10 protein-coding genes and 1 pseudogene are annotated in these 12,953 nt (G+C 53.2%); 7 read left to right on the plus strand and 4 right to left on the minus strand.

All coding sequences use genetic code 11. From position 1 onward, the window contains the following. Positions 1–5: 5 nt before the first annotated feature. The 3 genes from U1H99_RS20515 (at position 6) to U1H99_RS20525 (ending at position 4,257) form a co-directional block, all read left to right on the plus strand. Positions 6–2,369: a hypothetical protein gene (locus tag U1H99_RS20515; RefSeq protein ID WP_323143564.1), complete on the plus strand. Its 2,364-nt coding sequence runs from the start codon at positions 6–8 to the stop codon at positions 2,367–2,369. Further along, positions 2,359–2,856, plus strand: coding sequence for a hypothetical protein (locus tag U1H99_RS20520; protein ID WP_323143565.1), 498 nt, complete (start codon positions 2,359–2,361; stop codon positions 2,854–2,856). Before U1H99_RS20515 ends, U1H99_RS20520 begins: the two co-directional genes overlap by 11 nt. 147 nt (positions 2,857–3,003) lie before the next feature. Beyond that, positions 3,004–4,257, plus strand: coding sequence for a HEPN-associated N-terminal domain-containing protein (locus tag U1H99_RS20525; protein ID WP_323143566.1), 1,254 nt, complete (start codon positions 3,004–3,006; stop codon positions 4,255–4,257). Positions 4,258–4,372: 115 nt separating this feature from the next. Here the strand turns inward: U1H99_RS20525 and U1H99_RS30150 are convergent, their stop codons facing one another. After that, complete coding sequence (locus U1H99_RS30150; RefSeq protein WP_375341634.1) at positions 4,373–4,525, minus strand: YceI family protein; 153 nt, start codon at positions 4,523–4,525, stop codon at positions 4,373–4,375. A gap of 318 nt (positions 4,526–4,843) precedes the next feature. Here U1H99_RS30150 and U1H99_RS20530 point away from each other — a divergent pair, with 318 nt between their 5' ends. Further along, entirely contained in the window at positions 4,844–6,166 is a 1,323-nt protein-coding gene (locus tag U1H99_RS20530; RefSeq protein ID WP_323143567.1) for an SH3 domain-containing protein, read from the plus strand. A gap of 121 nt (positions 6,167–6,287) precedes the next feature. On the opposite strand, the gene U1H99_RS20535 is transcribed toward U1H99_RS20530, so the two are convergent. Genes U1H99_RS20535 through U1H99_RS20545 form a run of 3 tightly spaced genes read right to left on the minus strand, consistent with a single transcriptional unit; the run spans position 6,288 to position 9,657 of the window. Further along, positions 6,288–8,231 (minus strand): helix-hairpin-helix domain-containing protein, encoded by a 1,944-nt coding sequence (locus tag U1H99_RS20535; protein WP_323143568.1) that lies wholly within the window; start codon positions 8,229–8,231, stop codon positions 6,288–6,290. An 11-nt stretch (positions 8,232–8,242) separates the two neighbouring features. Continuing rightward, positions 8,243–9,013, minus strand: coding sequence for a PP2C family serine/threonine-protein phosphatase (locus U1H99_RS20540; protein ID WP_323143569.1), 771 nt, complete (start codon positions 9,011–9,013; stop codon positions 8,243–8,245). Then, on the minus strand, positions 8,998–9,657 hold the full coding sequence (locus U1H99_RS20545) for a vWA domain-containing protein (RefSeq protein WP_323143570.1): 660 nt from the start codon (positions 9,655–9,657) through the stop codon (positions 8,998–9,000). Before U1H99_RS20545 ends, U1H99_RS20540 begins: the two co-directional genes overlap by 16 nt. A 105-nt stretch (positions 9,658–9,762) precedes the next feature. Here U1H99_RS20545 and U1H99_RS30155 point away from each other — a divergent pair. The 3 genes and pseudogenes from U1H99_RS30155 to U1H99_RS20555 all read left to right on the plus strand — a co-directional run. Continuing rightward, positions 9,763–9,909, plus strand: a pseudogene (locus tag U1H99_RS30155) (DUF4236 domain-containing protein); the annotation flags it as partial. 102 nt (positions 9,910–10,011) lie between these two features. Continuing rightward, complete coding sequence (locus U1H99_RS20550; protein WP_323143571.1) at positions 10,012–10,842, plus strand: hypothetical protein; 831 nt, start codon at positions 10,012–10,014, stop codon at positions 10,840–10,842. Positions 10,843–11,420: 578 nt separating this feature from the next. Next, positions 11,421–12,692 carry a hypothetical protein gene (locus U1H99_RS20555; RefSeq protein WP_323143572.1) on the plus strand — a complete coding sequence of 424 codons (1,272 nt, stop codon included), beginning with the start codon at positions 11,421–11,423 and terminating at the stop codon, positions 12,690–12,692. Positions 12,693–12,953 lie beyond the last annotated feature (261 nt).

Raw genomic sequence — 12,953 nt, forward strand, 5'->3', positions numbered from 1 at the left:
GACTGATGTCGAAATCAAGTGAAGAAATCCGCTTAGTTAGCGGTAGCGATGTCGCGACCGCTACGGCTGAATTAGCTGCAACAGCAACTGCAGCTATCTCGTCTGAAGGACATCGAACAAGTGCTAACGCTGAGAGTGTTAAAGGCCCAGTTGAGTGGGTGTCTAGCGTAAGTCGCTGGCCTGACAGAAGGTGGGTATTTGACGGACGTGCTGTAGGTTCCGGGACAAGCACGGTGACTTGTATTTGGGACTTCAAACTTCATGATGGCTCTACCCTTTTTGATGAAGACCATTCACAGCTACTTCACGAAGCTCGTAACTTTTTTTGGAGCCTCTACAATGACCGCCGTGATGGACGACGGCTCAAAGAAAGCGCTGCAGGCACCGTGTTTCCAGGTCTTCGTCGGCTTTTAAAGTGGATGGTAGAGCACAACTACGCGAGCTTCGGTGAGCTGAATAATCGCGCCTCTACACGCTTTTGCGACTGGCTTGTGGATTACTACGCAAACCTGTCCAGCGATGCCGCCCAAGAACTCAAAAGGGCTACTGCCAACGCTGCTTCTGACGGCCAAGAGGTAGCTGTCGATGATGAGTGTGTAGGCAACCACGATACCGTTAATGAGAGTGAAGACGAGTCCACAGGTTCTGGTCAAATATTGCATGGCGACGAGTACGAAGAAATTGACCCCGAAGACGTTGGCGGCATCACTCCCGGAACGATGAGTTTTTCGCTCTCCACGTGGCGATACCTTTGGGAGCAACGCTTTGCGCTGACTCGCCTCGGCCTTCCCGCCATGCACGAGCAGCCATTTTCCGGCCGCGCAACTCATACAGTGTCGGCTGAGCTCGCCACGAAGCTTGCTTCTCGCATCCCTGCGCTGCCTGACGAGGTCGCGATTCCCCTTCTAAATGAAGCGCACAACTTCATTGCGACGGCATCAAGCGACCTTATTAAAATCATGGAGAGCATCTATCAAATTCATGGGGCGACACGCGAAGACGAAGGTCAAACTCTCTCGGAGAACCCTCTAGTTCAAGCGTTCCTTCTAAGTTTTAAGTTCTCGACTTCGCTTGGCGACTCGTATCCTTGGCGTGAATACTTAGGCGCTGGAGGCAAGTCCGCTTTTGAAGACCTTCGACGACTCCTCGACGACTTGGTTGACGCCTGCACAATCATCGCCCAGGCAGAAACAGGCATGCGAATCGGTGAGATAAGTAGCCTGTTAGCAGGTGTGAATTCGGACACGGGCTTGCCTTCGTGCATAGCAGTGCGGCCTTCCAAATCGGGAATGTTGGACCTCTACTACCTTAAGTCCAAGCTCAAGAAATTGCGTCCGACTCCTGTTGACGAAGAGTGGCTGCTTGCTGCTGCTCCGCGCGGGACAAAAGAACTTCCTGATGCTGTGCAGGCGATTGTCGTTCTTCAGAAGGTTCTTGCTCCTCTCAGAGCACTGGCAGAACCTGACGTTCGGCCCTACCTCATCGTCGGCATCGGCGTTCCTAGGGGTCTTCCGAGTTTTCCCTCAAGTGTGAGTAAGCCCAGCAATCATCTTCTCCGTTTGGGACAGAAGAACTTCGCGATGTGGTACGTCGACTGGTCTGAAATTGTGCTTACTGAAACCACTCGCCCTTACATAGACAGCTATGGTGATTGCATTCGCACACACCAATGGCGTAAGACCTACGCGCAGTACGTCTTCCAGGTCGACAAGCGTATGTTGCCGGCCATCGCGCGACAGTTCAAGCATCTCTCGCTTGCGATGACAGAGGGTGCCTACGTTGGCACTAGCGCGAGCCTTATTGCTGGCGTTGCTGACTTCAATCGCAACCTCACTGCTGAACTGTTCTTGTCGAACATCCGCGGGAAGGCTTTTAAGCAGGAAGGTCGCCTGGCCAAGCTCATGAATAACTATCGACCCGAACTCGAGAAAATCGTTGAAGGCATGAACAATACTGAGGCGTACACAGCGATAGACGCTTGGTGTCGTAATCGAGACATGAAAATTTTCTTCCATGGGTACGGCAAGTGCATCCCGGCTATTGCGCCGACCAAAGCTGAATGTCACAAGCGAGCGCAAACCATCCACTGGGCCAATAAGGCTCCAAACTTCTCGATGCGTGAGCCATCGATTTGTACTGGCTGCTACTTGTTCCTAGCTGACGAAGAAAGCATTGAGCACTGGACGAAGCGCTTTGTCGAGAACATGACTGCTTGGCTGCAGGCTGATGCTCAAGGCCGCGGTAATGAGTACCGAGTTGCGCGGACGCGAGCTGAGCAGGCAAAGGGATACCTGCAAAATCTCGGTGCTCCCCTCCCCTCTCTGGATACTGTCATGCACTCGACAATGGAGGTGGCACATGCGAGGTAAACGAACTGACCTGCCAACGACGTTCGAAGGCATGCAGCAGCATCTACTCGACGCGTTAAAGCGGGTCGAGGAAGGCCGGCCACAGCACCCGAAGCTCATCGAGCAAGCGAAGAAAGGACGGCTCAAGGTTACGATTTCGAGCGTAGCACTTGAAGCTGGAGTATCCCGCACATTGATTGGCTTTGACGGTTGCCGCTACACGGAGGTACGCAAGAAAATTCTAGGCGTAAACGAAGCCATTCCTGTTCGTGCCCCAACGGATATGAGGACCATCAACGCTAACCTTCGTGAGGTCAACAAGGTACTTGAACAGCGTTTCAAGATGGCCCTGTCTGAGAATGCGGCGATGCTTATTAGGATGGGAAAGCTCGAACGCGAATACGCAGACAAAGCCGAAGAAATCCAGCGTATCAACAACCGCGGCAAACGCAACCAGAACGAGATTGTTGGTCTACACATCGTTAAACCTGGAGAGCAAAACCGTTAGACTCTGCAATAAGAGATGTATGATGATTGTATGGGTCTGTGCAAGTGCACTTTGTTCTTTACACGTTTGCCAAGGCAAGAGCGTGCTCGGAAAAAGTTGGCCACAATTAAGCTGTTGCTGAATCAACTGCAGTAATTGGAGAAATAAATGGGACTCGCGAAGTCAGCATGGATGGCCGCTTTAGAACGGGGATGGGACGCGCCAGATACATGGGTGTGTCGCTCATGTGTTGGTGATGATTTTTTGGCGGAGCAGGTTGACGCGAATGTCGAAGAATGTGAATGTAGCTATTGCGGCGAAAAGACTGAGGAGCCCAGTGCCGCTCCTACTGAACCTATCATGGAATCGATAGCTGGAGCTGTTTTTTATTATTTTTCGTCGCTCGAAGCTTCCGGTATTCCCTACGATAGCGAAGATTTCGCCATGCACTCACTTGACATTCGCGAAGTACTTGGTGAGTTATCCCTGAATGGACAGGAAAAATTTGTTGAAGACGTCGCAGGTGCATTTACAGAGACCGCCTGGGTAAGGAGCTCACACGCATTTTGGAATGCTCCTCGACTACACCAAAAGCTCGGGTACGCCTGGGAGAGTTTTGTACAGACTGTCAAACACCACACCAGATTTCACTTTCTTATACCGCAGGGTAGAGACGCCGATGACCCTGACCACATCCCATCGGAAAAAATTCTAAGCACTATTGCTGGGCTGCTTCGAAACTTCGATATGTTAAGAGAAGTCCCTACAGGCACGAAGATTTATCGATGCCGCATCAAATACCCACAGGACAATTGGAAGCCTAACGAAGAACAACTCGGCGCTCCTCCGTCAGAACGAGCAAGTGCCGGCAGGATGAATCCTGCTGGTATATCGTATTTTTACGGGGCGTTTGCCTATGGCACGGCACTAGGAGAAATCGCATCTCACCCGCCGATGGCAATTGGGGTTGGCACATTTGAAAACATAAAGCCACTGATGGTGGTCGACTTAACAAAACTTGCCGATATTCCTTCGGTGTTCGATAGCGACAACCGCAACGAAAGGGAAGCCTTACTGTTTCTCGAGAAATTTACCGAGGAAATTTCGCAGCCAATTAGGAAAAATGGCATGGAGCACATTAACTACTTACCTTCTCAGGTTGTTTCCGAATACTTGGCGCAAGTTTTCGAAATCGATGAATCGGGAAGAAAAATCGATGGTATTGTTTTTCCTAGCTCTATCAAGCCGGGATGCAATAACATTGTCCTATTCCCGTCAGATAGGAATTGGAAAATCAAATTCGACAAGTTGAAATTTGTCGATGGGAAATTTTGTCAACTAGACGACTGGCAAAGCGTGATAAAGTCACTCGGAATGGACGATGCACCTAAAGGCTTCTCGGGACTATTCAAAGGAATTTGATTCTCAAGGGCTAGCGTGAGTTTGACTAGGAGAGTTACAGTTGACCACTTCCCCTTGCTACGCTTGATAGTCGTTTCCAAATCACCACCGCAGGTTTGCGCTTGTGGATAGGGTTTTAGTAGCACTTGAAGTACGCAGCGGTGAGGATAACCGGATTAGCTTTGCCAACAAGAGTCATTTGCCCTGTGACTCTCTTCACCTGGTCCGCCAAGCGTTTCAAGTCGGCAGCTACGAACTCGGCTTGAGGATAGCTGGCGACGTTGAACAAGTCGGCGCATTTAGGTATTCGTTGAACGCGTCGATACCGGCTTACGCTACCTACGAGTTATCGTTATCGATGCGACCCCACTACCGGACTTCCGTGAATTTGGAAAGGCTGCGAAAACACGAGCGATGTCCGGTAAGCCAGCAAATACGGCGAACAAACCCGCTCGTCAAGGCTCCCAATAACAAGGGTTCGAGGCGTTAGTCGTCGAACCTCATGAAGTCGTCCCAAGCTAAGCGGCGTGTTCAGGTCTTTGTAGCATACCAACTGCCGAAAAGAACAGTCACTCCTTAGTGCATCTTGCTCAGTTTCCGAGTAACCTTGCTGCTGCCAGCGCTGAGGATTTCAGGCGCCAATCTTCACGTGACGACCATAATGAATTCAATTTTCAACTCTCGCGCTTACCTTGACGCTATATCTACCCAAAATAGGGTTCGTGAGATTGAGCAGGTGCTCGGCGGCACCTTCGCGCAAAGAGAGTACGCTAAATCTATCGCTGGGGTTCTCAGCGCAGATAAGCTTGGTATGGATGCACTCGGCTTGGCGCACACGAGAGACCTGACAGCTCTGCAGTCAATGAATTCGCGACAAAATGCCATGAAGGAGATGACCTCTTTGCAGGGCCTGGCGGCCTCGCTTGATACGACTTGGAAAACGCAGTCGTTGTTCGATGTTGTCGGCAGCCGTTTGGCTCTACATGAGTACACGAAGGCATTGGACATCGGTGCGCAAGTGAAAAAGCTAGCTGGTGGCTTAGACTTTGACCACTTCCGCAGCAAGTCCCTCAAGTCACTTGAAGGCTCACTTCTTAGTGGTCAGGCCGCTGCGCTAGGACGCTTGCCCACAGACCTTGCACATGCGAGCGCACAGGCGAGCATGGAGTGGGTCGACAAGGTGTCGAAGTCGATGGTTGAGGATGGTTTGTACAGACGGTTCCTGAATACGCTAGACATTCGGCACACTGTCCCTAGTGAGCATTGGCTGTCGGCGGCGGAGTCCGTTAATCGTCGCTATGAGGCGCTGTTTAGTTCGACTGAAGCATGGACTGGCCAACTGGAAAAGCTCGCGCGCCCAACCTACCTAAACTCGTTCCTTGAGGCTATCGAACGTGACATCTCTGCCGGTGCTTACGTTGTCGATGATTCGTTCGTTGACCAAGACAGCGCGGAGGACGATGAGGCTACGCTTAAGGCTCTTGATGCTGCGGAGACACCAGAGCGGTTCCGTGAACTCTGGGCGCGTGCATCCCCATTCTTAAAGTGGGCTTTTCTAACACTCATCACCTGCGTGGTGACCCCCTTCATCGTCAGCGTTTCAGCCAACCTGGCGATGCCGTACATCGAGGCATATCTTAAGCGGTCCCCGGCTGTAGCACCCCGCGAGCAGGTGAAGGAAATTAAGAAGCTTTCGATGGGTGAACTGGGCACCGCTTTACGAGACTGTCGCTTCGTCACAGCCCCTACCCTCCATCTACGTAGTACCCCCAACGCTCGAGCTAAATCTGTCGAGACCCTGCAGTTTGGCCAGGTTGTCACAGTCATCTCTACGAAGGCTGACTGGACGGAAGTCTCATATGAATACGGAGATGGTCAGCTTGTGAGTGGTTGGGTGTTCACGCGCTACCTCGCGAAATTTCGACGCTAGGTTGACTTCTGTCAGCCCCCACCATAGGAGCTTCTATGTCGCCCTCGCCGGAGAAGTGTGCCGACCTCAAACCTGCCCTTGTAACGAATGCGAGAGCACCAACGCTATTCCGATGCCGTACTTAGCTCAACCCAGCTAGGTCTGCTCTGGCTTGCGCAAACTCTTGAGCAGCGGCTTGAAGCTGGTTACGTAGCGCCGCGGTTCTTCCGTTTACCTCAGTGCTCATACGCTGAAGTTCTGTAACCCCTGCAAGGAGACTTGCCTCGAGCCCCTTCCTTTGAACCATTAGTTTGGCTCGCACCGCGTTGCGGTCTGCTTCGGTCACGGCTTGGGCCGGGTTGAACACGAACTTGCGCTCGCACGCCTTCCTCCAATCGACGACAGCTCGCGTTAGCACCTCTCCGAAGCCCTTCACGCTGCGGACTTTGTTCCACTGAACATCGGCTGCGGTTTCGATGCCAAACGACCGCAAGGCTGCTTTCTTGGCAGGCCCAACGCCGGGAATTGAAGCTACTTCGATAAAATAACGGTCCAAGAACTTGTCTCGTTGGCGTTGCTCCGCTGTCTGATGCAACTTGTCGAGTTCTACCTTCTCCTTAGCGGCAAGCCCAACGTATTCATTCCGCAAGTCAGACAGTTGTTTTTTGCGATGATTAAAGCCTTCTGGTCCGGCTTCCTTGCGAGCTCTATCAGCGAGCGCTTGGTAAGCTCGCTCAGCGGTAATCATCCGGTTCTTGCGCTTTAGCTTCTCTCCGGCCAGCTCAGGGGAATCCGAGCCCCCAACCGCGCTCCAGGCGAAATAAGCGGCTCCACCCCAGATAATCCAAGCCGCGGGGATTGCTGCAGTGAGACACAAAGCTACGATAACGATGAGGGCTTTTAGAAGGCCTGGATGGCCGTTGCCTTTGAGGCCAACAGGAAGCGGCGTAGCGGTGACAGTAATACTTGCAACGTTGGGCATGCTGACCGGTGGCGGAGGTGCGATGGCCTCGATTAATGCCCATACTTTCGTCAGGACGAACCCACTGGCCGTTGCGGTGATTGTCGTACCAAGGTCAACGAAGTAGACAATGCCCTGCTGCTCCAAAGCGCACCATGGGCAATGCGTGAGATGGTCCGGGTAGACATGAATCGAAGCCGACGAACACTTCTTCATGCGCGTTCTTAACGCGTCTATAGCGGCGACCCATTGCTGGGCTGTTGGACGTAACCCAGACGTACCTCGCTCTGTGAATGCTTGCTCAAACATCGCTTGCATTGAGTCCGGTACGAGCGCAATCGGGATTGACTTCGGCGGCGGGAGCATTCCTCTTGCCTTGGAGTCGCGAGCGTATGCGTAGCGGAACGCTTTGATGTCCGATTCCAAGGCTTCGCCAGCTTCGCTTTTCTGCGGCACTCCAGAGAACGGATGACGACCGCCGAACAGCAGGTGGAAAATCAGGAGGGCCAGGCCAAAATTGTCGTGGTTGGCCGACCTCTTTACTCCTCGAAACGACGAAAGCCCCTGAAGCTCTGGAGGCGTAAAGTGGGCAACCCCAACCTCACATAAATGCAATGTCCCGTTGGCGTTAATCTGGAAGGAATCGCAGTCAATGAGTACGACCTTGCTATCGGCTCCAACGAAGACATTGCCTTGGTTGACGTCGCCCAGCACGTGCCCACGAGCATGCAATGCCTCAAACGCTACGGCTGTATTGCGTGCAGCATAGAGCAGAAAATCCCATGCAGCCTTTGGACGGTTCTGCCGTCGGTATGCGGGGCCGTACAGCATGTGAATGGGGTCACGTCCAGTGACCTTAGGCATAAGAAAGCCCGCTACGGGTCCGCCGGAAGAAGGATGAAGCGTGTCTTGCGGCCAAGCAGAGTACTGGAGCAGGGCTTGGTCACCTCGAGTGACCATAAAGCGGAGCTTGTCCTGCTTCGGCCTGTCTAAACTATCGTGGTAGAGCTTCGCTACCTGATTTGGTAGCGACGGGACCTCAAATACCGAGCCTTCGCCGCCCTTCCCTAGCTCGCGGCCTAACTGGACTACAGCTCCTGAAGCCGTGACGAAGCGTTTCGTCATAGTAATTTCGTCTAGATGAGAACCGCGAGCGCAAGAGTTTTATCGTCGTCGGTCCGCTCGTTCACCGCTTCGCTATTCAGAAATCGCATCAGGGCATCCTGGAGCTGGTCCTCTTGCTCGGCAGTAGCTGTAGAAAGAACCTTGAAAAATGGAGCGAAGAACGGCTCGTGAGCAGTGTTTGTGTCCATTTGGAGCGCGAGTCGCTGAATGCCATCGGAGAACGCCGCGGCTTTGAGAACGGGCTTACTAAATGCGTGCGATTCCAAACGGTCAACGGCATCTTCATCAGTGATGAAATGAGTCATGTTGGCGTATTCGCCGGACATTGGTGCGATTGGGACTTCGAGACCGTTGCCGATGTCGACTACGATGCCTCCATCGCCGATTTGCATTATCAGGGTACCGAGGTTCGTCGAGACTATTCCGAGGAAAGTGCAAGCGAACTCTCGCGCCCGGACCTTTGCTTTCTCGGCAGCAGAAAACAACACGGCTCGGATGCCCATGACGCAGTCGACAGCAAAATCGTCACCTAATCCAAATTCGGGCAAAGCCGCTTTTTTCTGCATGAATTCGGCCGCCGCCTTGATGGCAAGCTCTGCTCCCTCACCGCCGTGCTTTGCACTACCGGCACCGTCAGCCACGAAGATAGACAAGACTGCAGTCTTACCTGCGGGCGTGTCCACTTGGGCCCAGCAGCTATCCTGACAGTCGAGTCCAGTAGCGCTGTGCGATGTGCCGGCTGCAGAGCCGGCAACGACTCGCCAAGTCACACCGAGGCCCATCCCGTCGGTGCATCCAGCTTGACCTCAGTACCCGGAGTCGATTGCGACACGCGCTGCAGGGAGCTGGACAACCAGGTGAACAGTTCGCGGAACTTCAGGCCTTCTAGCGACATAGGAGTACGAGTACTAATTTGCGAAAGTACATCCATGTTGGCGCCCTTCACCCCTACTGCGAAAAAGGCGAACTTCTTAGCTTCCTCACCCTCGCGGACTGCTGCCGCGGCAGACTTCCACTCGTCAGTAGGACCGCCGTCAGTGATAAGGAAAATCCAAGGGCGGTAGTAAGAGATGCCATTGGCTCGATACTCTTGCTTTCTGTTGTCGACCAGCTGAATCGCCTGGCGAATTGCTTCGCCCATTGGGGTGTCACCCTGTGCAGAAAGCGTCGGTGGATAGAACGATTCGGCAGCCTGGAACGGCGCCTCGACGCGGACCGGGCCGAATGTGACTAGAGCCACCTCTACGCGCTTCATCGCGAGCGAGTCAGCCGCGAGCTCGTCTTTAAACACCGACAAGCCGGCATTTAGTTCTGAAATTGGTTGACCAGACATCGAACCGGAGACGTCGAGCAAAAGGATACAAGGGCAACGTGGTTCAGGATTGCTCGCGAATTCGGCGGCACCAAACGAAATCTGGTCTGACATGACATCCCCTATAGTTGATTTTCTGCAATACCTTTATTATAGCAACATTGCACTGCAAAGAATGCAACTTGCTTGTTGTTTTGAAACCAATTCCTCAGAGGTCTCATGGGTTTTTATCTGCGAAAAAGTGTGTGCGTCGGACCGTTTCGATTCAACCTTTCTAAGTCGGGCGTTGGAGTGTCTGCAGGCATTAAGGGACTTCGCGTTGGTACGGGCCCACGAGGAAATTACATCTCTGTCGGTCGCGCTGGCCTGTACTACCGCGCCACAATACCGACTGCACAGCCCGTGGCCATACCGCGAACGCCGCCTGCGCCGACACCGAACATGGCTCCTCAACCAGGCCTTGGACCTATGGTCGCCATTGAAAGCGCTCCGGTCTCTGCTATGCAAGACACGTCGTCCGCTGAATTGCTGAGCGAGTTGAATAGCAAGGCGAATCGTCCCAACTATTGGAAGTGGACCGCGGCTGGTGGCCTGCTAGCGCTGTGGTACGTCTTCTCCACCGGCCCCGAGTGGATTACTCTTGTCTCCGCTGCAGTACTAGTTGCACTCACGATTTACATAGCGGTAAGGGACACGGTCGCCAAGACTTCGGTCCTGTTCTACGAACTGGACTCAGCGAACGAGAGTGCGTTCGAGGCCTTGCACGAAGCATTTCATACGTTGGCGAGTTGTCGAAAGGCGTGGCGTATTGATGCTCAAGCCACGGTCCACGACCGCAAATACCACGCCGGGGCCGGTTCCGTAGTGAGGCGAAAGGACGCCCAGTTCGGTAAAGGCTTGCCGCCAATGCTCAAGTCGAATTTAGAAGTGCCGTATGTGAAGTCAGGGTCGACGTCCCTCTACTACATGCCCGACCGTGTGCTGGTGTACTCGCCGGCTGGAGTGGGTGCCGTCTCTTACAAGGATTTGGAGGTCAGCGGCCAATCCAGGCAATTCATTGAAGACGGCGCTGTTCCTGGCGATGCCGAGGTGGTGGGCCATACTTGGCGATATGTGAACAAGAACGGCGGGCCCGACAGGCGGTTCAAGAACAATCGTCAGCTCCCAGTCGCCCTGTACGAGGAGCTAGCATTCCAGAGCACTTCAGGACTCAACGAACTCTACCAGTTGTCCAAGCACTCATTGACCGCTCGCGTCCGTACTGAAGTACGACGAATGTCATCGCTTCTACCTGCTTGAAGCTGAAGATGCCCCTACTTTGTTTGATTGAAGAGCATGGAACGTGTAATCGCTGTTCTCCGGTAGTGCCTCAACTCAGTTCGTTTGGCAATACTGTATTTTTCGCATCCATCCTTACATGAGGACAGCCACACTCCGTGGCGTCTATGGAGAAGCCAATGCTGGCGGCATACATCGAACATCGCCCGGCGGGCACTGAAAAGAACGGTGTTACGACCCATCAAGTCGTTGTCGTCGGTGGCAAGGAAGTGACTGAGCATAAGATTTAGAAAGAAGCCAAAGACTCCGCGTGCCGTGCCGGCTATCGTCCCGCGCACGTTGCTCGCGAGCGGCATCTGCAAGACTGAGAAATCGCTGACACTGTCGTGTTGCCCCTGACTGACAAACTGTCCTCAGCAGCGTTCGCTTAGCCACAGCAACAATCGGGAACTAGACTGGCACAAGGACATCGCAATTAAAAAGATAGATACTGCAAACGCATTGTGGCACCCAAAGTACTTGGGCATCTAGCTGGTTGAATCGTCAAGTGTTTAAGGCTTAAACAATCTAAGCAAAGACACGATTATTAAGGTCGAACAATGTGGTCAGACAAACTTTTCTTCAGCAGACTCGGCATTTGGAGCCGAAAGCAAAGTCATAACGTGCGTCGAGAAGAAGGCGCTAATGTCGCACTATCGCTTCTTCTCGAATGTGTCGGAACTGGCGAGATATCGTGCTTGGACGGCCAAGCATCGCCAGTTGCAAAACAAATGCTTGAGAAGCATGGGTCTCGTCCCTTTGAGATGAACACAAACTGGGTCGGTTCACCTCAGGAGTGGATTTGCCCATGCTGCCGGAGGCCCAAGTTCGAGATTTCACGGGTCGGCAACCGCGGGCAGATTTTGGCCAAGAACGTTATCCATCACGACCATATGGGTGACGTGCTGCACGAGGCGTTCCATGCAGCGTTCGCCGAAGCGAACACTGAACTTGAACAAATGGACGGACTTCGCCTTATTGAGCGAATGAGCGAAGCGTTTGCCGCATATGAACCGGTCTTGGTATGCGAGGACTGCAATAATGCCGATACTGCGGCAAAGGCCGCCCTAGAGATTCCACGGGAATTTTCGTTCTCGGTCGGTCAAATCAGTCGGTTCATTGATGTGGCCGCGCACCGCTCTCACAGAGTATTGGAAGAGAGGGCTCGCGTCGAGTGGGAAGCAGCGAAGGCAGCTTTCGTTCTCCGAATGCGAATCATCAAAGCGGTCGCCAAGGCGGCAGCTACCGATTGTCATTGGTACGAGCCACATGACAGGCAGTTCGAGCCGGTGCCGGTGTACAGTCATGGCGGGCGCCATTCTGAGATTATAAGCAGATGGCTTAGCTGGGAGACGCTTAGCGATGCGCTGGGAATGCAGACACGTATAGCCCCGCGCGATATGTCGAGGTGGCGAACAGTTAGACCCAAACCAGGAAGGCAGTTACCGCCTAACTTCGTTGCAATGCTGCGAAGCGTCGACTACATGGCGGAGAAGTGGGATGCAACGCCCAGCGACTGGTGCTGTCCTATCTGTTCACGTGGCAAGGCTGAAATCGTCTACGTTTCAGATAAAGGAAAGGTGCATTTCAGCATTGTCGATGCCCCTCGCGCATGGCAGTTGGAAGTTCGCATTTGTCACCACTGCGATAAACTGCAGAAAAGGCTCGGGTGGGAGGTAGAAGAATTTGTTGGCGACTTCGATGATTCAGAGCGGATTGCGTCCCCTACAGCGCTTTCGGCCATATTGCTACCGCGAGCTCACTCAGACCACGCAGTTCGGCCCGATGAAGCGAAGGCCTTAGTTGGTAGATTGGTGGAAGCGTATGGATAGTAGTGTGCAGCGAAAAACCGAAGCACGTTCATAGGACTGTCCATGAACCCTTGCGACTCATCACAAATCACCCTGTGCGACTGCAAAGGCGTGACGTACAGCCTATGACCTCTAGCCGTATCGTCGAGTATCACGTAAGACGAACCATAGTGGGCCATTATGTCGTTTAAGCCGGGAGCTTATGTTGGTCGCGGGCAAGGAACCGACATCGGTGGCGCTTCGCCAAGCGGAATGTAATGCTGAGGCCACGAATCCCAAGCC

Origin of the sequence: Massilia phyllosphaerae, from assembly GCF_034659755.1 — a bacterium.
Lineage (GTDB): Bacteria > Pseudomonadota > Gammaproteobacteria > Burkholderiales > Burkholderiaceae_D > Telluria > Telluria phyllosphaerae.